Source organism: Limnobacter thiooxidans (assembly GCF_036323495.1).
Taxonomy (GTDB): Bacteria; Pseudomonadota; Gammaproteobacteria; order Burkholderiales; family Burkholderiaceae_B; genus Limnobacter; species Limnobacter thiooxidans.
In genome coordinates, this window is the sequence record NZ_AP028947.1 from 3,074,654 (window position 1) to 3,098,533 (window position 23,880).

17 protein-coding genes are annotated in these 23,880 nt (G+C 51.7%); 10 read left to right on the top strand and 7 right to left on the bottom strand.

Annotated features, from left to right (window positions below):
- The first annotated feature begins 480 nt into the window (after window positions 1-480).
- From RGQ30_RS13980 to RGQ30_RS14000, 5 genes are read left to right on the top strand one after another with little or no spacing between them, the layout of a single operon-like run.
- Window positions 481-666 carry a hypothetical protein gene (locus tag RGQ30_RS13980; protein WP_130557635.1) on the top strand — a complete coding sequence of 62 codons (186 nt, stop codon included), beginning with the start codon at window positions 481-483 and terminating at the stop codon, window positions 664-666.
- A 49-nt stretch (window positions 667-715) separates the two neighbouring features.
- Window positions 716-2,668 carry a type I restriction-modification system subunit M gene (locus RGQ30_RS13985; protein WP_130557634.1) on the top strand — a complete coding sequence of 651 codons (1,953 nt, stop codon included), beginning with the start codon at window positions 716-718 and terminating at the stop codon, window positions 2,666-2,668.
- The gene (locus RGQ30_RS13990; RefSeq protein ID WP_130557633.1) at window positions 2,665-4,014 is read left to right on the top strand and encodes a restriction endonuclease subunit S; all 1,350 of its coding nucleotides are present in this window, start codon (window positions 2,665-2,667) and stop codon (window positions 4,012-4,014) included. The genes RGQ30_RS13985 and RGQ30_RS13990 overlap by 4 nt, the downstream gene beginning before the upstream one ends.
- On the top strand, window positions 4,011-5,258 hold the full coding sequence (locus tag RGQ30_RS13995) for a DUF6161 domain-containing protein (RefSeq protein WP_130557632.1): 1,248 nt from the start codon (window positions 4,011-4,013) through the stop codon (window positions 5,256-5,258). Before RGQ30_RS13990 ends, RGQ30_RS13995 begins: the two co-directional genes overlap by 4 nt.
- 39 nt (window positions 5,259-5,297) lie before the next feature.
- Entirely contained in the window at window positions 5,298-8,384 is a 3,087-nt protein-coding gene (locus RGQ30_RS14000) for a type I restriction endonuclease subunit R (RefSeq protein ID WP_130557631.1), read from the top strand.
- A gap of 10 nt (window positions 8,385-8,394) precedes the next feature.
- On the opposite strand, the gene RGQ30_RS14005 is transcribed toward RGQ30_RS14000, so the two are convergent.
- Both RGQ30_RS14005 and RGQ30_RS14010 read right to left on the bottom strand, forming a co-directional pair.
- A complete protein-coding gene (locus RGQ30_RS14005) occupies window positions 8,395-8,808 on the bottom strand; it encodes a hypothetical protein (RefSeq protein ID WP_130557630.1) in 414 nt (137 codons plus the stop codon).
- A 17-nt stretch (window positions 8,809-8,825) separates the two neighbouring features.
- On the bottom strand, window positions 8,826-9,344 hold the full coding sequence (locus RGQ30_RS14010) for a hypothetical protein (RefSeq protein ID WP_130557629.1): 519 nt from the start codon (window positions 9,342-9,344) through the stop codon (window positions 8,826-8,828).
- A 134-nt stretch (window positions 9,345-9,478) separates the two neighbouring features.
- Here RGQ30_RS14010 and RGQ30_RS16155 point away from each other — a divergent pair, with 134 nt between their 5' ends.
- The gene (locus RGQ30_RS16155) at window positions 9,479-9,721 is read left to right on the top strand and encodes a helix-turn-helix domain-containing protein (RefSeq protein WP_130557628.1); all 243 of its coding nucleotides are present in this window, start codon (window positions 9,479-9,481) and stop codon (window positions 9,719-9,721) included.
- Window positions 9,722-9,925: 204 nt separating this feature from the next.
- Here the strand turns inward: RGQ30_RS16155 and ssb are convergent, their stop codons facing one another.
- Both ssb and RGQ30_RS14020 read right to left on the bottom strand, forming a co-directional pair.
- A complete protein-coding gene (gene ssb / locus RGQ30_RS14015) occupies window positions 9,926-10,438 on the bottom strand; it encodes a single-stranded DNA-binding protein (protein ID WP_130557627.1) in 513 nt (170 codons plus the stop codon).
- A gap of 30 nt (window positions 10,439-10,468) precedes the next feature.
- Window positions 10,469-11,749, bottom strand: coding sequence for an MFS transporter (locus RGQ30_RS14020; protein WP_130557626.1), 1,281 nt, complete (start codon window positions 11,747-11,749; stop codon window positions 10,469-10,471).
- A gap of 102 nt (window positions 11,750-11,851) precedes the next feature.
- Between RGQ30_RS14020 and uvrA the strand changes: the two genes are divergently transcribed.
- The 4 genes from uvrA to RGQ30_RS14040 all read left to right on the top strand — a co-directional run bounded on the left by uvrA (window position 11,852) and on the right by RGQ30_RS14040 (window position 16,707).
- Window positions 11,852-14,722: an excinuclease ABC subunit UvrA gene (gene uvrA / locus RGQ30_RS14025; RefSeq protein ID WP_130557625.1), complete on the top strand. Its 2,871-nt coding sequence runs from the start codon at window positions 11,852-11,854 to the stop codon at window positions 14,720-14,722.
- A gap of 59 nt (window positions 14,723-14,781) precedes the next feature.
- Window positions 14,782-15,678: a mechanosensitive ion channel family protein gene (locus RGQ30_RS14030; RefSeq protein ID WP_130557624.1), complete on the top strand. Its 897-nt coding sequence runs from the start codon at window positions 14,782-14,784 to the stop codon at window positions 15,676-15,678.
- A 130-nt stretch (window positions 15,679-15,808) separates the two neighbouring features.
- Window positions 15,809-16,225 carry a hypothetical protein gene (locus tag RGQ30_RS14035; protein ID WP_130557623.1) on the top strand — a complete coding sequence of 139 codons (417 nt, stop codon included), beginning with the start codon at window positions 15,809-15,811 and terminating at the stop codon, window positions 16,223-16,225.
- 251 nt (window positions 16,226-16,476) lie between these two features.
- The gene (locus RGQ30_RS14040; protein ID WP_130557622.1) at window positions 16,477-16,707 is read left to right on the top strand and encodes a hypothetical protein; all 231 of its coding nucleotides are present in this window, start codon (window positions 16,477-16,479) and stop codon (window positions 16,705-16,707) included.
- Between the two features lie 68 nt (window positions 16,708-16,775).
- Here RGQ30_RS14040 and RGQ30_RS14045 read toward each other — a convergent pair whose 3' ends face one another.
- The 3 genes from RGQ30_RS14045 to RGQ30_RS14055 form a co-directional block, all read right to left on the bottom strand.
- Window positions 16,776-18,263, bottom strand: coding sequence for a glutamate synthase subunit beta (locus tag RGQ30_RS14045; RefSeq protein WP_130557621.1), 1,488 nt, complete (start codon window positions 18,261-18,263; stop codon window positions 16,776-16,778).
- 30 nt (window positions 18,264-18,293) lie between these two features.
- Entirely contained in the window at window positions 18,294-23,018 is a 4,725-nt protein-coding gene (locus RGQ30_RS14050; protein WP_130557620.1) for a glutamate synthase-related protein, read from the bottom strand.
- A gap of 157 nt (window positions 23,019-23,175) precedes the next feature.
- A complete protein-coding gene (locus tag RGQ30_RS14055) occupies window positions 23,176-23,880 on the bottom strand; it encodes a hypothetical protein (RefSeq protein WP_130557619.1) in 705 nt (234 codons plus the stop codon).

Below are 23,880 nucleotides of genomic sequence, written 5' to 3' on the forward strand. Positions count from 1 at the left end.
TAGTTCGATACTTCCGAAGATAAATTGTTACTTCATGTACAGGAGTTAACCCTGTCCTGCTCAATATGGAGTGATGCTCTCCATTTCTAAATCGAACACGCTTAGCCACAAAACTCATGATTTAACCACTAAATTAAATAACACGCAGTCCATTAACTCAATCTCTAACACTCAACCTATTGATAATAAGAAATTTATTATCAATCAAAAAATAAAAAGCCAAACCAAATTAAATCAATCAATCGCTTTTTAGGCGAACTTCAACTCAAACCAATTTTTTAATTGGATTTTTATATAGCTTTCCCTCGAACCATGCAACTAGAATTTCAAATAAATTAAAAATCTATACAAATGGATAGATTTTTTATTTGATAAATCAAATTTGATGGCAAAACACGTCTTCAAAAGCTATAGACAAAGAAAGCTAAGTCGGATAAAAAGAGATTGGTAAATAGGAAATAAATACAAGGACTATACGCAATGGTCGAAAAAACCGAGCAGGTCAACATGAAGATGTCCGCTCAAGCCAAGAGGCTTCTCAAGCTGGCCGCAGAGAAGGAGCACCGCACGATGACCAACATGGTGGAATACCTGGTGTATGACTTCTGCGAAAAACGCGGAATAGTTGACCCCGAAGCAGATAAAAAAGACGAGCTCAGCTCTTGAGCCTTGCATGTGATAAACAACGAACCACTTATACCCTACAAGCATTTACATGACTAATCAAAACATCAGCTCTTTTATCTGGTCAGTTGCAGACCTTTTGCGCGGCAACTTCAAGCACTATGAGTTCGAAAAAATCATCCTTCCTTTCGTGGTATTGCGCCGCCTGGATTGCGTGATGGCGCCCACCAAGCCAGCTGTGCTTGCTGAATGGGAGAACAAGAAATTCCTGGGGGACGCCGCCAAAGCGTTCCTGATGCAAAAGTCGCAGCTTGGCTTTTACAACACTTTCGGGATGGATTTGCAAACAATGATGGGCGACAGTGCCAACATCAAGCAAAACCTCATCAACTATGTAGGCTCGTTCTCAGAGAACGTCCGTGACATCTTCGACAAGTTCAAATTCATCAACTTCATCGAAACACTGGATGCCAACAACCTGCTTTATTTGGTCGCGCAGAAGTTTGCTACCGTGGATTTGAGTCCAGCGGCCATTTCCAATATGGGCATGGGGTACCTGTTTGAAGAATTGATTCGCAAGTTTGCCGAAGCATCCAACCAGACCGCAGGAGAGCACTTTACCCCGCGTGAAGTTATCAAGTTGATGGTGAACCTCCTGTTCTCTGCCGATGAAGACGCATTGACAAAGCCTGGTGTGGTTCGCACCGTGTACGACCCGACAGCTGGTACAGGCGGCATGTTATCTGTCAGTGAAGAGAAGGTTTTTGAGCTCAACCCCAAGGCCCGCTTAGTGATGCACGGCCAGGAGCTGAACCCCGACACGTTTGCAATTTGCAAAGCGGACATGCTCATCAAGGGGCAGGACATCAACAACATCGTTTGGGGTAATACACTTTCTGAGGATGGACACGAAGGCACCAAATTTGACTACATGCTGGCCAATCCACCGTTTGGCGTGGAATGGAAAAATGTCGAAGCTGCCGTTCGCAAGGAACACGAGACAAAGGGATTCGCCGGCAGGTTTGGGCCGGGGCTTCCCCGTGTGTCAGACGGCTCTTTGCTGTTCCTGATGCACTTGGTGGCTAAGATGCGGCCTATTGAAGAAGGCGGCAGCCGAATTGGTATTGTTCTGAATGGCTCGCCTTTGTTTACCGGTGGCGCGGGCTCCGGCGAGTCCGAGATTCGGCGTTACGTGCTGGAACAAGACCTGGTGGAAGTTATCATCGCATTGCCCACGGATATGTTCTACAACACGGGTATCTCCACCTACATCTGGGTACTTTCAAATCACAAGGCTCCGGAGCGGAAAGGCAAAGTTCAACTCATCAATGCCGCTGACTTCTTCCAAAAAATGCGCAAAAGCCTAGGTTCAAAGCGCAAAGAACTGAGCAACGAGCACATCGACCAAATCACCAAGTTGTATGGTGAGTTTGTATCTTCTGAACACTCGCTTATTTTCGACAACGAGGACTTTGGCTACTCAACCATCACTGTTGAGCGACCCTTAAAACTTAAGTTTTCAGTTAGCCCGGACAAGGTGCAGTCGCTGCTGGCCGCTGGGCCTATCGCAAAACTCAGACCTGAGGACAAGCTTCGTCTCACGAATGTTTTGTCAACTTTTCCGGAAGGCAAGGTCTGGATGGACAGAGAAGAGTTTTTAAAAGACTTCAAGAAGGCATGCCCTGGACAGGGACTTTCTCTGGGGGCAGCCGCTTTGAAATCGGTTATTTCCGAGCTGGGTGAGCGCGATGAGGATGCTGCTGTGTGTAAAGACAGTAAAGGTCGCATTGAAGCGGACCCTGAACTGCGGGATACAGAAAACGTTCCATTAAAAGACGACATACAAGCTTACTTCGAGCGGGAAGTACTGCCACATGTGTCAGACGCTTGGATTGACCGAGATAAAACCAAGATTGGGTATGAGATTCCGTTCAATCGACACTTTTACAAATATGTCCCGCCTCGCTCTCTCGAAGAGATTGATGCGGACCTGAAGGCGGTGACTGCGGAGATTGTTGCACTGCTCGGAGATGTGGCCAAATGAATAATGCGCCTCTATTTTCGTATAAACGTGTTGGTTCTCTAGTTAGGCTCCTTAATGGACACCCATTTGACTCGACCAACTTTCATCACGAGGGTATGCCACTGGTTAGAATTCGTGATATTGGGAAGACTAAAACGGAGTTGTCATATCGAGGTGATTTCCCCTCGACTGCACTCATCACAACCAAGGACGTTTTAGTTGGTATGGACGGGGATTTTAATATAGGTAGATGGAAAGGAAACACTGCGGCCCTTCTAAATCAACGTTGTTTGGCTCTGCGTCACTCAGATACGATTATTTTGAATTATCTTGAGTACTTGTTGCCCAAACACTTACAAGAAATCAATGATTTAACCTATGCCACTACAGTTAAACATCTTTCAAGTTCCCAGGTTGCAAAGTTGAGGGTGTTTGTGCCAGAAGAGCGTAATTTGCTGCTCAAGGTCGTGGCTTTCTTAAATCGCGAAACCGCTAAGATTGACAGCTTGATTGCCAAGCAGGAACGTCTGATTGAGCTTATCCAAGAAAATCAACAAGCTGTCATCAGCCGAGCCATTACAAAGGGTCTCGACTCTAATGTGAAAATGAAGGTTAGCGGGATTGGTTGGTTAGGGGATGTGCCGGAGCATTGGGTCATCACAAAAATAAAATATATTAAATCCCCAAGTGCAAACTCTTTTGTAGACGGGCCGTTCGGCAGTAATCTGAAGTCAGAGCACTTCGTTGAAGATGGCGAGGTACTGGTTATAGAAAGTAACTTTGCGACAACAGGCAACCTGTTTGAACAAGAGTTGAAAAAAATTTCTCAGCAGCATTTTGAAACCATAAAGCGAAGTGAAGTTAGTGCGGGAGATATTGTGATAGCAAAGATTGGTGCTCGTTTTGGAAGTGCAGCAATACTCCCACCTCTTTCAAAACAAGCAGTCGTATCAGGCAACTCCCTCAAACTCAATTCCTGTGACCGACTAACCAGCAATCGTTGGATTGTCCGACAGCTGAACTGGCTGAAGTGGGTAGGCCAGATTGATTTGTTGGTAAACGGAAGTGCCCAGCCAGCCCTCTCGCTCGGGGGGATGAATACTCTTGTAACTTTACTTCCTCCTATTAAGGAGCAGTCAACAATTCTTGATTACATTGAGGAAAAGGAAAATCAATTCAGACTGCTTATGGACAAAGCTATTACTTCTATCAAACTGCTGAAAGAACACCGCCAAGCCCTTATTTCCGCAGCGGTTACCGGCGAGATTGACGTAGGCAACTTGGTCACCGATGAAGAAGTTGCGATGCTAGAGCGAGCCAGCGAATCTGAATTGAACATCGGCGAAGCCACAGGTGACGAGGAATGACGGAATCCACCGCATTTGTTGAAATTAAGGGTTATAGGGAGGCGTTAATTAGGTTCTCCTCTTTGCACGAAATCAAGACCCATGTTGAGGCGGAACTAACATTTCTTGCTGGCCTTAACCTCCCTCCGAGCCCTATGTATCGAGGCGGTCAAGAACCAATCGGGCATGTAAATCAGTTGTTGTCCAACATTCAAAGTTACATAGCCCAAGCCTTGTCTCAAGAAAGCGCTAACGGGTTCGACGCTGCGAATCCTCCCGAGGCTTGGAAGAGGGCTATAGCCGACACAAAAAACGGGCTACATTCTTTATATGTCAAATCAAAGTATCCCTATAAAACCGATGTTCGACGTGCTGCTTTGGTCAAGCTTTGCCAGCAGTCTCCGAACGGGCAATTTAAAAGAGGTTTGTTGGAATCCCTAATTTACTTAGACTCCAATAATGGCGAGCTTGGCGATGCCTCAAGGTTTCCTGACATTCAAGCAGGTCGATTAGTGGGTTGGATGATTGAACATGGAATCATTCCAGAAGGTAAGCTTGCACTAGAGAAGGCCAAAACTCTTCTCACGCTAACCACCTACTATGACAACGCAAGAAAAGAACTCGAAGATTTAATCGAGAAAAATTCTCAGCATCGTTCCGCAGAGAACCTAGCTCAAGCCCAGTTTCTGGAAAAAACCAATAAAACAGTCGATACAAAAATTGAGGAAGTAGGCAAGAAGCTGAATTCCTTTCTAGAAGAACAGACCAAAGAAATTGAGCAATTTAAAAATGCAGTTCAAAAAGAACTTGCCCTCCAGGCGCCAGTTAAATATTGGACTGATAAGAAAACACGTCATGAAAACGCACAAAAGACCGCATACCGCTGGTTGTGTGTGCTGGGTGTAATTTCTGCTGTTGGAGTGGCGTTAGCCGGGTGGAAACTAGTTCCTTTCTACGGTGATATCAAAAATGTAAATTTATTGTTCTCAGCTCTAGTTTTGGTGGTGATTACAGGAATGACTTGGGTAGTCAAAACAGTCATGAGGGTATACCTGACCAACATACACTTGATGCATGACGCCGAAGAGCGCTTGGCAATGATTAACTCCTACCTTGCGTTGATGAAAACTGAGCATCCTCTTCAAGGGGATTCACTTGCACCGGTCCTAACCGCACTTTTCAGACCCGCCAGTGACGGGATTGTGAAGGATGAGCCCCTCCCGTTGAATCTGCTCGAGTTGATTCGACCTGGCGCTACAAAATAATCTGGATTGCTACACATACAACTCTAAAACTATCCTCTCATGTCAAACATTCATAAAGAACTGCACTTCGAAAAAGAGATTTGCGCTCAGCTAAAAGCACAGGGCTGGCTGCACTCCGAGGGAGATGCAGGCTACGACGCTGAAAAAGCTCTTTTCCCAGAAGACTTGCTGTGGTGGGTACAAGAAACCCAACCCCAAGCGTGGGCCAAAATCAAAGCCATGCACAATGGCCAGTCGGAAAAGAAGCTGCTCGAACGTGTGGTGAAGGTCCTTCAAGCAGATGGCACCTTGTCTGTGGTTCGCCATGGGTTCAAGGACGTGTCCTCTGGTCGCATTTCTTTGTGTCAGTTCAAGCCTGCAACATCGCTGAACCCTGCCACGCTTGCAGACTACGGCAAGGTGCGCCTGCGGGTCATGCAGCAGGTTCATTATTCCCTGCACAATCGTAATTCCATCGACCTGGTGTTCTTTGTTAACGGCATACCCGTGGCCACCATGGAGTTGAAAACTGACTTCACGCAAACCATTGATGATGCAGTAAAGCAGTACAAGTTTGACCGGCCGCCGAAAGACCCAGTAAGCAAAGCTGAGGAACCCCTCTTGGCCTTTAAGCGCGGCGCATTGGTCCACTTCGCTGTAAGCACTGAAGAAGTGCAAATGACCACCAAGCTAGAAGGCCCCGGAACCACCTTCCTGCCTTTTAACCTGGGCAACAACGGTGGCAAAGGAAACCCGGACAATCCAAACGGATTCAAAACTGAATACCTCTGGGAAAAGGTGCTCCATCGCGACAGCTTCTTGGACATCATTGGTCGCTTCGTTCACTTGCAGCGCAAAGACAGCGTGGACAAGAAAACAGGAAAGAAGGTCACCAAGCTGTCCATGATTTTCCCGCGCTTTCATCAGCTTGAAGGCGTGACCCAATTGATTGCCGCTGCCAAGGTTGAAGGTCCGGGAAACAAGTACCTCATTCAGCATTCTGCCGGCTCTGGCAAGACCAACACTATTTCGTGGACTGCCCACCAGTTGGCAAGCCTGCATGACGCGGCCAACAAAAAGGTCTTCGATAGTGTGATTGTGGTCACTGACCGCACGGTGCTGGATGACCAGTTACAAGATGCCATTTATCAGTTTGAGCACAAGCACGGGGTTGTGGCCTGCATCAAGTCGCAGCCGGGTGACTCAAAGTCTGCGCAATTGGCACAGGCCTTGAAAGACAAAACGCCTGTCATCATCGTGACCATTCAGACTTTCCCCTTCGTGGTGGATGCATTGGCAGATGTGACACTGAAAGGTCGGTCCTACGCCATCATTGCAGATGAGGCGCACACCTCTCAAACAGGCAGTGCAGCCAAGAAAGTTAAATCCATCTTGTCGCCGGCCGAACAGGCGGAGCTGGAAGACGGCGGGGACTTGGACATTGAAGCGCTGTTGGCTGCCGAAATGGCTGCCCGGGCCCAACCCAAAAACATCAGTTATTTTGCGTTCACGGCCACTCCGAAATCCAAAACCATGGAGTTGTTCGGACGTGTTGGCGCATCTGGCAAGCCCGAACCCTTCCATGTGTACACCATGCAGCAGGCCATTGAAGAAGGCTTCATTCTGGATGTACTCAAGAACTACACGCCCTACAAAGTAGCCTTCAAGATTGCTCACAACGGCCAAGATTACGACAGCGAAACGGTGAACAAATCTGAGGCCCTGAAGAGCCTTATGAATTGGGTTCGCCTGCACCCCTACAACATCGCCCAAAAAGTGGCGGTGATTGTAGAGCACTTCAAGACCAACGTTGCGTGGCGACTTGGTGGCAAAGCCAAGGCAATGGTTGTTACTGGCTCGCGCAAAGAAGCTGTTCGTTACAAAGTGGCCATTGACAAGTACATCACTGATAAGGCGGCTCAAGACCCCAGCTACAAAGCATTGCAGGCGATGGTTGCCTTTTCTGGTCAAGTGATTGACCCAGATACCGGCCCAGGCGAGTTCACCGAAACGAACATGAACCCAGGGCTGAACGGCCGCGAGATGCGAGAGGCTTTTGCTGAAGACGAATACCAAGTGATGATTGTTGCTAACAAGTACCAGACAGGCTTTGACCAGCCGCTGCTCGTCTCCATGTATGTGGATAAAAAGCTGTCAGGTGTTGCTGCTGTGCAAACCCTCTCTCGCCTGAATCGTACCCACCCTGGCAAGGATGTGACTTTTGTTATCGATTTTGTAAACAAGCCAGATGAGATTCTTGAGGCGTTCGTGCCGTATTTCAAGACAGCTGCGCTTTCGGACGTCTCCGACCCGAACGTGATTCATGACCTGCAATCCAAGCTGGATGCCGCTCTGATTTATACCGCGCAGGAAGTCGACTACCTCGTGAAGGTGTATTTCAACAAACCAACTCAGGCAGCAGTAAGCAAATGCTTGCAGCCGGCTCAAAGCAGATTCCGAGATGGACTGAAAGCAGCAATTGCAGCCAATGATTTGCCTGAAATCGAAAGGTTGGAAGGATTCAAGAAAGATGTCATTACGTTTGTGCGCATCTATGACTTCTTGTCTCAAATCATCAACTACGACGACAGTGAGTTAGAAAAGAGAAGCATCTTTTTGAAGCTTCTAAGCCGCTTGCTCAAGTCGTCAGTGGATTTGGAAACAATCGACCTTTCCGATGTGGAGTTGACTCACTATCAACTGCGTAGCAAGGGTCTTCAGAACATCCCCTTGACCAAGGCAGACCCCAAGGCATTGGACCCGGCTTTCACTGACCTGGGAACCACTAAGCCGCCCAAGAATGATGAAGAGGCGCTTTTTGCAGAAATCATCGAACGAGTTAACAAGCTATTCGAAGGTGACCAGCTCACCGATGCCGATGCCGTGGCTGTGTTCAATCATGTGGCAGGCAAGATGCTTGAGAACGAAAACCTGATGGAGCAGGCCAAGGCCAACTCGGAGCAGCAGTTTGGAGCAAGCCCTGATTTCAAGAAAGTGTTAGAAGAAGCAGTAGTGGCGTGCTTTGAGAATCACCAATCTATGACCAAGCAAATTCTGACCAATGACCGGATACGGGAGTCGTTTGCGGAGCTGTTATTGCCGTTTGTTTATGGGAAGCTAAAAGTTGATAATCGACCTTCGACTTAAAACTTTATCTTTATAGTTCAACGTAGCCACGAGCGGCGTCGAGAACTTTTTCAAATTTGTTTTGAGACAACGCTTGGAGAGGTGTTTTTCCGTTCAAGGTAAGCTTGCGCTGCATGAAAAATACCCATCGCCCCCACGCATCTATGGGCGCCAAAATCTGTGCTACTTGTTCAAGTTCAGAGCAGTTAATGCCGCGTTTACCATAGAACTTAGGGTAATAAAATTCACCATCGAGTTCGAGTTTTATCACCCTAAAATCCTTCACTCGAAGTTCAAGGTCTTCTGGTTTTATTCCAAGCATGTCGCAAAAGCGTTCAGCGGTGACTATATTGCCTTTCTTTAGTTGCAGCACCCTGTTGGCGTGGGCCTGACGCTTGCTATCCTCCCAATACAACCTATCAGAAGAGAGTTCTTGTGTTCCCATCTAGTCTTTCGCCTTTTTTAAGAACTCTGACAAGAAGCCTTGTCCGCTGAAATCGATGCAAAGGCGCAAGTGCCCATAGAATTCAAACCGTCATCTGCTGAGTTCAGCACTTCCTCAATTAACCGGCCGTCGGATAGATGAACCGCTAGCACCAGTGGTGTCATCACGATTCTTATAATCGAATGAAGAGATAATTTACCTTCTGCATCATCCCTACACAAAATATATAAGTCTCTCAGCAAGGCCGAATAACCCTCCCTAACAAGTTTTCTGTGCCAATTCTTATTAGATATTTTCGAATCCAACCAAGATTTGAAACAGTCATGGAAAGTCATCCCTTGATGGTGGTTTGAGCGACCTGAGTTTCTAAACTCTATAACTGTGTAAGGGTTAAAAGCTACAAACTCTTTAACAAATGCGTTTTGAGTAAGAGGGGGAATATTTGGTCGACCAATCAAAGAAAAATACAAATGTTCTTCAGCCTCGGTAATACCTGTTCTATTCGAATCAATTAAAAACGGATGTAGAACCTTCATGTAGATTGGTTTCCAACATTTTCAATTTTCCAGAGTTATTTATGGCTTAACTCAGAGGAATTAAAGCGACAGAATGATGCATATATGCATCATTGCACATCGTAGCATGAAGTCTCTATAAGACCAATTGCTAAATGACACTCTCTTTGACTTTAGGTGCTTTGGTTCGCGCTAGGCGAATTGAACTCGGCTACAGCCAAGACGATTTGGCTTTACGAGCCGGATTGACTCGGTCATTTATATGGCGTTTCGAATCTGGCAGAACCCAGCCGACCATTGAAACCTTCTCTAAAATTGCGTCCGCGTTAAATCTGAGAGCCTCTAAATTGTTACTTCAGGCTGAAACCATTCAGGAAAATCAGTACAAAAGTACCTGAAAGAGACAAGCGTTGTTTGGCAGCAAAAACTTCTCTTTTATCGCTCAAGAGTCAGTGACTTAGGATGAGCTACCCACAAAGAACATCAAAGTAGTTGTTTAGAAATATCAATACCAACTCCCTGAACAAAGCGTGGATAAAGAAAAAGCTCGCCAGCACAAAGCTTAGCGAGCTTTTATCAACAGAAATAACCTTTAGTCGGTTTTAGAAGGGAATGTCGTCATCCAGATCAGCAACGCTTTGCGGCGCTGAACGTTGGGGCGCAGGCGCCGATGAGCGCATGCTGCTGCCGCCACCAGAATTGCCACCTGAACTGCGGCTTGGTGCGGGCGACTGATCGAAATCATCACCACCGCCCATGGATGAACCACCACCGCCACCATCACGGCCGCCGAGCAATTGCATTTGGTCGGCAATAATTTCAGTGGTGTACTTGTCCACACCCGACTGGTCCTGCCACTTGCGTGTTTTCAAGCGCCCTTCAATGTAAACCGAACGGCCTTTCTTGCAATACTCGCCCGCGATTTCAGCCAAACGACCGTAAATAACCACGCGGTGCCATTCGGTTTCTTCGCGCTTTTCGCCTGTGTTTTTGTCTTTCCAGTTGCTGGATGTGGCCAACGCCAGGTTAACCACTGCGCCACCGTCGGGCAAATAACGCACATCGGGGTCTTTGCCCAAATTACCAACCAGAATGACCTTGTTTACTGATGCCATGAAAATGCTCCTGAATTCTTGAAATGAGTTTTAAGTGGGGCTGGTGGACGCGGTGTTTGAATCGCTATTGCCAGGCTGTACTGTAGTGGCGCGTGGCGGCAAGGCTTTGATGCCCATGGCCAGCAAAAACCACAACACGACCAGCAGCAACACACCTTCAAACACGCCTTGCGCCCCCAAGTGGCGAAACGCCAAGCCACCGAGCGCACCACCGGCAAAAAGCCCCAGCGCTTGAGAAGTATTATATACACCCAATGCCAAACCCCTGTGACTGAGGGGTGCCACTCGTGATACCCACGAGGGAAGGGTAGCCTCGAGCAGATTGAAGCCGACGAAATACGCGAGCAGCAGCAAAACCACCACCCAGCCTTGGTCAGCCAACAACACCAGGCCCAACAGCACCACCGCCATCAAGGCGATTGAGCCCAGTTTGACCTGCTTGGTTTTGGCTTTTTTCTCGGACCACACCATCAGCGGCACCATCAGGACAAACGAGCCCAACACCACGGGCAAGTACACTTTCCAGTGTTCTTCCAGCGGCAAACCAAGACCGCTGAGCAACAAACTGGGCACGACCACAAACAAGGACATCTGTGTCAGGTGCAAGGTAAAAATACCCAGATTCAAACGCAGCAAATCGGTTTGGGTCAGCACAGCCCAGCCATCGGCAAAACTGCCTTGCAGCTTGGCTTGTTGGTCAGCCAGGTTCGGTGTGGGCAATAGCCAGATCACCACCCCAATGCCCAGAATACTGAGGACACCTGTGATGCCGAACAAGCCACTGAGCCCAAAAAACTTGTACAACACAGGGGCACACACCAGAGACAGTGCAAAAGTGATGCCGATGGAGGCGCCGATCATGGCCATACCCTTGGAGCGCACCTCATCGCGGGTGACATCCGCCAACAAAGCAGACAATGCGGCAGATATGGCACCAGCCCCTTGAAGGGCACGCGCCCAAACCAGTTGCTCAACCGTTTCTGCGACATAGCCCAGCCAGCAACCCGCTGCAAACAGCAACAAGCCACCGATGATGATGGGTTTTCTACCAATTTTGTCAGAAGCCCAGCCCAGCGGAATTTGCATGCAGGCCTGAGCCAGGCCATAAATACCCATCGCCAGGCCAATCAGGCTGAGGTTGTCCCCACCCGGCAAGCCGGCAGCGTGCAGTGAAAACACAGGCAAAATCATGAACATGCCAAACATGCGCAACGCATAAATGCTGGCAAGCCACCCGGCAGCCTTTCGCTCGGCAGGCAACATGGTGAAAGCATCGGGAACAGAAGTGCGGCTCACGCTTTTAAGACTCATGTGGTTTGGAAAATCAAGGGCTTGAACAACCCGCGCAGATGTCTTGATCCGGGAAACCGTCTATAGTATCAGGTTGGCCGCTGATTCCATTTGCTGTACCGCATGAACTCCATTCGCATTCGTGGCGCTAGAACCCACAACCTGAAAAACATCTCGCTTGACCTGCCCCGCGATTCCCTCGTGGTGCTGACAGGTCTATCAGGATCGGGCAAATCCAGCCTGGCCTTTGACACCCTGTATGCCGAGGGCCAACGGCGCTACGTAGAAAGCCTGTCGGCCTACGCCCGCCAGTTTTTGCAGCTGATGGAAAAGCCGGATGTAGACTTGATCGAAGGACTGTCACCGGCCATTTCGATCGAGCAAAAAGCGACCAGCCACAACCCGCGCTCAACCGTGGGGACAGTCACCGAAATTCACGATTACCTGCGTTTGCTGTTTGCCCGCGCGGGCACACCCCGCTGCCCGGAACATGACTTGGAACTGAGCGTACAAACAGTTTCAGAAATGGTGGACACGGTGCTTGGCTGGCCGGAAGAAGCGCGAATCATGATTTTGGCGCCGGTACTCGACCAGCGCAAAGGCGAACACGTTGACATGCTCAACGACCTGCGCGCCCAAGGCTTTGTGCGCATTCGCCTGAAGAAAGGGCCACAAGACGCGCCTGAAATTCTTGAACTGGACAAACTACCGCCGCTGGACAAACACCACAAGCACAACCTGGACGTGGTGGTTGACCGCCTGAAAGTACGGGTAGATGCACGGCAGCGTTTGGCGGAAAGTTTCGAGACAGCCCTGCGCCTGTCGGATGGCAAAGCGATCGCGGTAAACCTGGACACGGAAACCGAAACCGTTTTTTCCAGCAAGTTTGCCTGCCCGGTGTGCGACTACAGCCTGACCGAGCTTGAACCCCGTTTGTTCTCCTTCAACAACCCGGCCGGGGCTTGCCCGGTGTGCGATGGTTTGGGACACGAAACTTTTTTTGACCCCCAGCGCGTGGTGGCCCACCCTGACATTTCCCTGTCGGCCGGCGCCATCAGCGGGTGGGACCGCCGCAATGCGCTTTATTACCAGATGATCCAAAGCCTGGCGGCGCACTATGGGTTCGACCCGGAATCGCCCTGGAAAGAACTGCCAGATGATGTGCAACAGGTGGTGTTGTATGGATCGGGCAGCGAACAGATTACTTTCACCTACCTCAGCGAACGCAGCAAGCCGGTTGCCAAAACCCACCCCTTCGAAGGCATTTTGCCCAACCTGACGCGCCGCCACCGTGAAACCGACTCATCGGCAGTGCGTGACGAACTGGGCAAGTTGATGGCCGTGCGAGGTTGCCAGGCCTGCCAAGGGTCGCGCCTGAAAACCGGTGCGCGCCACGTATTTATCGGCGAACACGACCACCGAAGGGCGCTGCATCAAGTGACTGAATTGCCTATTCACAAGGCGCTGCATTATTTTGAAGGCATGACCATGCACGGGGCCAAGGGTCAGATTGCTGAAAAAATCGTGGTGGAAATCAAGGCTCGCTTGCAATTCCTGAATGACGTAGGCCTGAATTACCTGACCTTGAACCGCAGCGCCGATACGCTCAGCGGTGGCGAAAGCCAGCGCATCCGGCTGGCCAGCCAGATTGGTTCTGGCCTGACGGGTGTGATGTACGTACTGGATGAACCATCGATTGGCTTGCACCAGCGCGACAACGACCGGCTTATTCAAACCCTGTTGCGCCTGAAAAACCTGGGCAACACCGTGCTGGTGGTTGAACATGACGAAGACGCGATTCGCTGCGCCGATTACGTGGTGGACATGGGCCCTGGCGCAGGCGAACACGGCGGCCACGTGGTGGCCCAAGGTACACCGGCTGAAATTCTGGCCAACCCGAAGTCATTGACGGGGCAGTACCTGAATGGTCAACTGAAAATTGACCGCTTAAGCCCCATGCGCAAACCCGACCCGGCGCGCATGCTGACCATTCACAACGCCACGGGCAACAACCTGAAAGACGTCACTGCAAGCATTCCAGTGGGGTTGTTTGTTTGCGTCACTGGCGTATCCGGTTCAGGAAAATCGACCCTGATCAACGACACCTTGCTGGCCGAAGCAGCGCACCAGTTGAACCGTGCCCATTCCGAAGGCGCCCCACACAGCCACATTGCAGGCCTGGACCACTTTGACAAGGTCATTGCCGTGGACCAAAGCCCGATTGGCCGCACACCCCGCAGCAACCCGGCCACTTACACGGGCCTGTTCACGCCCATTCGTGAACTGTTTGCGGGCGTGCCTTCTGCACGCGAGCGCGGTTACGACGTGGGTCGCTTCTCGTTCAATGTGAAAGGCGGCCGATGCGAAGCCTGCCAGGGCGATGGCGTGGTGAAAGTGGAAATGCACTTTTTGCCCGACCTGTATGTGCCCTGTGATGTCTGCCACGGCAAACGCTACAACCGCGAAACCCTGGAAATTCAATACCGCGGCAAAAGCATTGCTGAAGTGCTTGAACTGACGGTGGAAAAAGCGCTTGAAGTATTCGCAGCCGTGCCCAACATTGCACGCAAACTGCAAACCCTGATTGATGTAGGCCTGGGTTATATTCGCCTGGGGCAATCGGCCACCACGCTGTCTGGCGGTGAAGCACAGAGGGTGAAGTTGTCGCTGGAGCTTTCAAAACGCGACACCGGCAAAACCCTTTACATTCTGGACGAGCCCACCACGGGCCTGCACTTCCATGACATTGCGATGTTGCTGAAAGTGTTGAACCCGCTGGTTGAACAGGGCAACACCGTATTGGTGATCGAGCACAACCTGGATGTAATCAAGTGCGCGGACTGGGTGCTCGACATGGGGCCGGAGGGCGGTGACAACGGTGGCCAGTTAATCGCCGAAGGCACGCCACGCGACATTGCCAACAACCCGGCCAGCCACACGGGTCAATTTTTGGCCCGTTTCTACAACGATGAAAAAGCAGGTGGAAAGGCCTGAAAACAGGCCAAAAAAGTGCTCGTGTAGAATAGGGGGTTCTTTCAAGCAGTGGGAGCACCATGAACGAACAATTTGAAACCCTATTCAAGTACATTGAGCCAGCAAAATTGCTGGAGCTTGGCTTGCAGGCCATGAAATTTATCCTGGTCATTGTTGTGGCGCTGTTTATACTGCGGCTAGTTAAAGCCGCGATTCAGCGTGTTGGCGCAAGAATGCAAGCCCGCAGCAAAACCCTGGACGACCAGAAACGCGTCGAAACACTAACGCGCGTGCTGAAGTACGTGGCCAACGTGGTCATTCTTCTCTTGGGTGCATTGATCGCATTGGGTACCATCGGCATTTCAATTGCCCCGGTGCTGGCCGCTGCAGGTGTGGTTGGCCTGGCCGTTGGCTTTGGTGCTCAAAGCCTGGTGAAAGACTATTTCACAGGCGTTGTGTTGCTGCTGGAAAACCAGATTCGCGCAGGCGACACCATTGAAGTGGGTGGAAAATCAGGCACCGTGGAAAACGTTACCCTGCGCTATGTAAGGCTGCGGGACGCACACGGTAATGTGCACTTCGTTCCAAACGGCCAAATCAACTCGGTCACCAACTCCACAATGGACTTTGCTTACGCAGTGATAGATGTGGGTATTGCCTACAAGGAAGATGTGGACGCTTCCATTCAAGTCATGCAAAAAGTGGGGGTCGAGTTGGCCGAAGATCCCGAATGGGCCTCAAAAATTACTGAACCGATGACCACTTTTGGTGTTCAGGAACTGGCGGATTCTGCAGTGATTGTACGGGTTCGGTTCAAAACCCAGCCTGGTGAGCAGTGGGGTGTTCGCCGCGAGTACAACAAGCGCATCAAGGCTGCATTCGACAGGGTGGGTATTGAAATTCCATTCCCGCATGTCACGATGTGTCCAAGCGGAACAAGCACTGTGGAGTTGCCAGCTCAAATTACATCAAAGTGATAGTCCTGCTGGGGGCTGGCCTCGCAATAAATTCTGGTGGGGCCGTAGTGCCGCGTGTGCAGAAATTGATTCTGCACACTTGAGCCACTTGTAGAATTCGGCCTTTTTGTCGCGACCTTTCAGGAACCCTGTGAGCTCATCTTCTACCCAATTTTCAGAGACCGTGGTTTTGTCTGCGGTTTGTGTTCATGAAAATTTAGTCAAGGAGAAGATTATGGGATGTAGTGCATTCAGCGGTGTATCAACAGTTCCACCAACTGGACAAAACGGTGATGATGGAAGTGGCGGCTCGCCTTTTGGAAACGTTCCTCTCTTTGAAAGGTCGGCCTTTGACTTTCAAAATCAGCAAAACAGGGATGCAAACCAAAATGGGCAGAATACAAGCCAGTATGCATACGATTACGACTATGCTTTCGCCTCTACTGACCAGCAACCCAACAACACGGAGATGAACAGCTCACAGTTTGGCAACGCATGGTTGAACGGCTCGACACCCAGTAACTATGCTTACGACTATGACTACCAGTACGCCAGCAGCGGTTTCTGAAGCTACACGCCTGAGAAAAAGGGATGCCTCGGCATCCCTTTTTTATTTTTCCCCCGACAAGGCGGGTATGGAATATCGTTGGACTGCCCCCAGCTAATCGCCCTTGGTCCAAGCAGACCCATTTCTAACCCGAGCACCGTGCGGCAGAGGTTTTTTATGGAACCAAGACCAAGAATTTCTTACTCAATTTGCAGACGCCGTGTTTTCTTACATGGGGTGGGGTCAATCAAAATTTGTGAATGGAGAAACGTATGGGATGTGGAGCAATTGGAAGCGTACCCTCGGTTCAACCACCCGTACAAGGTGGGGGTGGTTGCGGTGGCGGTGGCAGTGGCGGCGGTTGCGGAGGGGTACCATCCGGGTCCATTCCCGGCTACGACACTCCAACAATCGACCCTCAGGACCAAAGTGACAGGGATGCAGCCCAGCGGGCGCAATTTGCAGATATGTCTGCAAATCAGGCCATCAACAGCGGATTCTAATGCGTGGCTGAATGCCAGTAAAAAAGGGATGCCTGGGCATCCCTTTTTGTTTCCAGACCGCTGAACAATCAGCGTGGCAGTAAGGTAGATCCCATCAGGAACTCGTCCACTTCACGGGCAGCCTGGCGGCCTTCGCGAATGGCCCACACCACCAGTGACTGACCGCGGCGCATGTCGCCCGCAGCAAACACCTTGTCGACATTGGTGCGGTAGCAGCCATCGCCATCGGTAGTCGCCTTGGCGTTGCCGCGGTTGTCTTTCTCGACACCGAAGGCGTCCAGAATGCTTTTCGCGGGGTTCGTAAAGCCCATGGCAAACAACACCAGGTCAGCCTCGACCATGAATTCTGAACCTGCGATTTCCTGCATTTTCATTTGTCCTGTGGCTTCGTCTTTCACCCATTCCACCTTTGCGCATTTGGCAGCTTTTACATTGCCTTTGCCGTCGTCGATGAATTCCTTGGTGGTCACTGCCCAGTCACGTGCCACGCCTTCTTCGTGGGAAGACGAGGTGCGCATTTTCATGGGCCAGTAGGGCCAGACCAAAGGTTTGTTTTCTTCTTCGGGTGGCTGGGGCATCAATTCAATTTGCGTAACCTGCTTGGCACCGTGGCGGTTGGAGGTCCCTACGCAATCGGAGCCGGTGTCGCCACCGCCAATCACCAACACGTTTTTCTTCGTGGCCATGATCTGGTCTTTCAACTTGTCACCTGCGTTCACACGGTTTTGCAGTGGCAGGAATTCCATTGCAAAGTGAACACCTTTCAACTGACGACCAGGAATAGGCAAATCACGGGGTACTTCTGAACCGCCAGTCAAAATGACAGCATCAAACTGAGCCATCAATTCTTTCGGGGTAATGGTTTGCTTGGCCAGGTTGGTGATGCCACCTTCAGCCAGCTTTTCACCCACAAACACGCCGGTCTTGAAGGTCACGCCTTCGGCCTGCATTTGCTCGACACGGCGGTCGATGTGGTGCTTTTCCATCTTGAAGTCTGGAATGCCATAGCGCAGCAAACCACCAATTCGGTCGTTCTTTTCAAACAGCGTTACATCGTGACCCACACGTGCCAACTGCTGGGCAGCCGCCATGCCTGCTGGGCCTGAACCCACCACAGCCACTTTCTTGCCGGTTTTCTTGGCTGGTACCTGCGGCACCACCCAGTTGTTTTCCCAACCCTTGTCGATGATCGCGTGCTCAATGCTCTTGATGCCAACGGGCAGTTCGTGAATACCCAAGGTACAGGCCGCTTCACATGGAGCCGGGCAAATACGACCGGTGAACTCGGGGAAGTTGTTGGTGCTGTGCAGGGTGTGCAACGCCGCCTTCCAGTCTTGCTTGTAAACAAGATCATTGAAGTCGGGGATAATGTTGTTCACCGGGCAACCGTTGTTGCAAAACGGAATGCCGCAGTCCATGCAACGCGCGCCCTGAATTTTGGCTTCGTCATCATTCAGCGTAATAACAAATTCTTTGTAGTGCTTGACGCGTTTTTCGGGAGCCTCACTGGCTTCCTTCAAACGCTCAAATTCCATAAAACCTGTGACCTTTCCCATTTTCTTAAATCCTCACTAACAGGTTGGTTCTCAAGCGACTACGGCAGGTTTTGCCTGCGCAGCCACGTGCAGTTCTTTCAAGGCGCGGCGGTATTCGGTTGGGAATACTTTCACGAATTTCTTGCGCTCTGTGCCCCAGTTTTCCAGGATGGCTTTTGCGCGTTCGCTGCCGGTGTAACGGGCATGGCGTTCAATCAGGCCTTTCAGAATGACTTCATCAGGCTGACGGTCGGCACCACGGGCTGGGCTGTGCCAGATTTCGCGGTTACCCAGGGCTTCCTGTTCGGTTGCCGTGACCACACCTTCCAGTTCAACCTGGGCCATGTTGCAGCGCTTGGCAAACAAGCCGTCGATGTCATACACATAGGCCATGCCACCGCTCATGCCGGCTGCAAAGTTGCGGCCGGTTTCACCCAGCACAACCACTGTACCGCCAGTCATGTATTCACAACCGTGGTCACCAGTGCCTTCGATTACAGCAGCGGCACCCGAGTTACGCACAGCGAAACGCTCACCAGCCACGCCACTCAGGAATGCTTCACCAGCGATGGCACCGTAAAGCACAGTGTTGCCGACGATCATGTTTTCAGCAGACAAGCCACGGAAGTCGTTGGTGGGGCGCACAATAATGCGACCGCCACTCAAGCCCTTGCCCACGTAGTCGTTGCCTTCACCCACCAGGTCGGCAGTCACGCCGTGTGCCAGGAAGGCGCCGAACGATTGGCCAGCTGTACCTGTGAACTGAATGTGGATGGTGTCATCCGGCAAACCAGCATGGCCGTATTTCTTGGCCACTTCGCCTGATAACATGGCACCGGCTGTGCGGTTCACGTTCTTGATTGGGGTGATGAAAGACACTTTCTCGCCCTTGTCCAAGGCTGGCTTGGCCAACTGGATCAGCTTCTGGTCCAGTGCCTTGTCCAGGCCGTGGTCCTGGCTGCCTGTGTGCAGCAATGGCTCGCTTGTGCCTTCCGGCACCCACAGCAAACGGCTGAAGTCCAGACCCTTGGCCTTCCAGTGTGAAATGCCTTTCTTCATGTCCAGCAGGTTGGCGCGGCCGATCAGGTCGTCAAACTTGCGAATGCCCAATTGCGCCATGATTTCGCGCACTTCGTTGGCCACGAAGAAGAAATAGTTCACCACGTGCTCTGGCTTGCCAGTGAACTTCTTGCGAAGTTCAGGGTTTTGTGTGGCCACGCCCACTGGGCAGGTGTTCAAGTGACACTTGCGCATCATGATGCAGCCTTCAACCACCAGCGGTGCGGTGGCAAAGCCGAATTCATCCGCGCCCAACATGGCACCAATCACCACGTCACGGCCCGTCTTCATCTGGCCATCCACCTGTACGCGGATGCGGCCACGCAGACCGTTCAGCACCAGGGTCTGCTGGGTTTCAGCCAAGCCTAGTTCCCAATTGGTACCTGCGTGCTTGATCGATGAAACTGGTGAAGCACCTGTGCCACCGTCTTGACCTGCGATCACCAGGTGATCGGCCTTGGCCTTGGACACACCGGCTGCAATGGTACCGACACCCACTTCAGACACCAGCTTCACGGAAATGGAAGCCTGTGCATTCACGTTTTTCAGGTCATGAATCAGCTGGGCCAAATCTTCAATGGAATAAATGTCGTGGTGCGGGGGTGGGGAAATCAGGCCCACGCCTGGCACGGAGTAACGCAGCTTGCCGATGTAATCGGAAACCTTGCCACCGGGCAGCTGACCACCCTCGCCTGGCTTGGCACCCTGGGCCATCTTGATCTGGATCTGATCAGCAGAAGTCAGGTATTCGGCAGTAACGCCGAAACGGCCTGAAGCCACCTGCTTGATGCGTGAGCGCAGTGAATCGCCTTTCTTCAAGGGGAAGTCGGCCTCAACCACGTCACCAAGGAAGCTCTTGAGGGTTTCGCCGTCCTGAATCAGGCCTTTGCCGGGACCAAACTTGTCCAGACCGGCACGCAATTCAGCGCTGTAACGCTTCTCGTCTTCACCACCTTCGCCGGTGTTGCTTTTGCCACCAATGCGGTTCATGGCCACGGCCAGGGTGGAGTGGGCTTCGGTCGAAATGGAACCCAGTGACATGGCACCGGTTGCGAAGCGCTTGACGATTTCTTCAGCAGATTCAACTTCTTCGATTGGAATGGCCTTGGCCGGGTCAATCTTGAATTCAAACAGGCCGCGCAAGGTCATGTGGCGCTTGCTTTGGTCGTTGATGATCTGCGCGTATTCCTTGTAGGTGTTGTACGTGCCGGAACGTGTGGCGTGCTGCAATTTTGCAATTGCATCGGGGGTCCACATGTGTTCTTCACCACGGGTACGCCAGGCGTATTCACCGCCGGCATCCAGCGCGCCAGCCAGCACGGGGTCTGGGCTGAAGGCTGCGTGGTGAATACGAATGGCTTCTTCCGCGACTTCGAAAATGCCAATGCCTTCCACCTTGGTGGGGGTACCGGCAAAGTAGCCATCGACGAAAGTCTGGTTCAAGCCCACGGCTTCGAAAATTTGCGCGCCGGTGTAGCTCATGTAAGTGGAAATGCCCATCTTGGACATCACTTTCATCAAACCCTTTCCAACGGCCTTGATGTAGTTGTACACAGCCTTTTCAGGACCCAGGTCGCCTGGCAGACCCTTGGCCATGTCAGCAATGGTTTCCATCGCCAGGTAGGGGTGAACGGCTTCGGCACCGTAACCCGCCAGCAAAGCAAAGTGGTGTGTTTCACGGGCGGAGCCAGTTTCAACCACCAAGCCGGTGCTGGTGCGCAGGCCCACTTTCACCAGGTGCTGGTGAATGGCGGAAACTGCCAACAGCGCTGGAATGGCCACGTTGTCGCGGCTCATCATGCGGTCGGTAATGATCAGGATGTTGGCGCCGTTCTTCACGGCATCGCGTGCTTCTGCACACAATGAGGCGATGCGCGCTTCAATGCCTTCCTTGCCCCAGGCCACTGGGTAGCAAATGTTCAATTCATGGCTGGTGAATTTACCGCCTGTGAATTGCTCGATATTGCGGATCTTGGCCATGTCTTTCGAGGTCAGCACGGGCTGGGACACCTCAAGACGCATGGGCGGGTTGATGTTGTTCAGGTCAAGCAGGTTGGGCTTGGGTCCGATGAAGCTGTTCAGGCTCATGACCAGGTTTTCACGGATCGGGTCGATCGGTGGGTTGGTCACCTGTGCGAACAACTGCTTGAAGTAGTTGTACAAAGGCTTGAGTTTGTTGGACATCACGGCCAAGGGGCTGTCATTGCCCATGGAGCCGGTGGCTTCTTCGCCGCTTTGCAGCATGGGAGCCATCAGGAACTTCAAATCTTCCTGGGTGTAGCCAAATGCCTGCTGACGGTCCAGCAGCGTTTCGTTCGGTTCGATCGGCTCGGGTTGGCCTTCCACTTCGTCCAGCTTCACGCGGATTGTGTCAATCCACTGCTTGTAGGGCTTGGCGGCGCTCAACTGGTTTTTCAGCTCATCGTCGTTGATGATGCGACCGGCTTCCATGTCGATCAGGAACATCTTGCCGGGCTGCAGGCGCCACTTCTTGACGATCTTGCTTTCAGGAATGGACAGGGTGCCGGATTCCGACGCCATCACGACCAAATCATCTTCCGTTACGATGTAACGTGCGGGACGCAGGCCGTTGCGGTCAAGCGTGGCACCAATCTGCTTGCCGTCTGTGAACGCCATGGCGGCGGGGCCGTCCCAGGGTTCCATCATGGCAGCGTGGTATTCGTAGAAGGCGCGACGGTTGTCGTCCATCAGGGTGTGTTGTTCCCAGGCCTCAGGCACCATCATCATCATGGCTTGGGCAATCGGGTAGCCGGCCATCACCAGCAGTTCCAGACAGTTATCGAAACAGGCGGTGTCGGACTGCCCTTCAAAAATCAGCGGGTAAAGCTTTTGCAGGTCGTCGCCCAACACGGCGCTTTTCATCACGCCTTCACGTGCACGCATCCAGTTGAAGTTGCCTTTCACGGTGTTGATTTCACCGTTGTGGGCCAACATACGGTACGGGTGAGCCAGTGGCCACTCGGGGAATGTGTTGGTGGAGAAGCGCTGGTGAACCAATGCCAATGCAGACACGCAACGCGGGTCTTTCAAATCGAGGTAGTACTCGCCAACCTGGTTGGCCAGCAACAGGCCTTTGTACACAATGGTACGGGCGCTCATGGAGGGGCTGAAATACTCAGTGCCGTGCGCCAGGTTCAGGTTCTTGATGGCGTGCACTGCACGCTTGCGGATTACATACAGTTTGCGTTCCAGCGCATCGGTCACCATGATGTCGCGACCACGGCCAACAAACACCTGGCGAATCACGGGTTCTTTCAAACGCACTGTGGGGCTCATTGGCATGTCGGCATTCACCGGCACATCGCGCCAACCCAACAGCACCTGGCCTTCGGCTTTCACGGCGCGCTCAATTTCCTGCTCGCAGGCAATGCGTGAAGCTGTTTCCTTGGGCAGGAACAACATGCCCACGCCGTATTCACCGGCGGGTGGCAGATTCACGCCCTGCTTGGCCATTTCTTCACGGAAGAAGGCGTCAGGAATCTGAATCAGGATACCGGCACCGTCGCCCATCAATGGGTCGGCACCCACGGCGCCCCGGTGGTCGAGGTTTTCCAGAATTTTCAGGCCGCTTGCAATGATGTCGTGCGTGCGTTTGCCCTTGATGTGCGCCACGAAGCCAACGCCGCAGGCGTCGTGTTCGTTGCTGGCGGAGTACATGCCTTTTTCTTCGGCAATCTTTCTAATGTCTTGTTGCATGGAAAAGCCCCTGATTTCAGTACGTTGGTCACTTTACTGCAGGGCAGCAAGATTCTCAAGTAAAATTAAAAGGGGTCTGACCCTATTTTTTTAGTGATACCAAATTCAGGGGAATAAAAATAGGGACACACAGAAAAATCAAGGCCGTTTTCCGCACCTACTCGGTGCTGCGCGTGGCTTTTAAAGGACGCCCGCGCCGTCTTGGCCGGACAGGCCTGTTTGCAAAGTCTTGAATTTGTGTGCAAAAATCGTCGTCACCCCACAACCACCCTTTTTGCAGGCTGGCAGCAAGCGCTGCACCATCGCGGTCACTTAAACCTTGCTCACTAAACTGCCTGTAGCGGCTTTGGCGCTCGAAGGGTGTGTTGCCCAATTGCCAATAGGCAGGCAAATCAACCAGCCAGGCTTCATTCACAACCCCCGCGTGTGCTGCAAAACTGCTCCAGGGGTAGGTGGCCAAGTCAGGAGCCCCCGTGGCGCGGGCTGCCAGTTGTTCAACAAACAGGCACGCTTTTAAACTTCGCAAGCCCGGTTGAATCACGTTTGATTTGAAACGAGGCTCCCAGACCGCACTGGATTGCACATCCTGCACTTGCCGCAAGGCGGGGGAAAAATGGCGATTCAGGTTTTGGACGAAGCGCCCCACATTTTGCGCTTGGGGCGACGACACCATGAGCAATGCCCGAGCAGGCACCATGCAGTAGGCATGCAGTGCGATGCCTTCTTCAATGGAACTCAAGGGCAACTGGGCTTGAAAAAGCGAAAAGGCTTCCCGGGTTTTGAATACATCCTGCCCCGCCACACCCTGCAATTCCAGCACCATGGGGCAATCGGGAATGAACAAACGGGCCTGGCGTGCCAT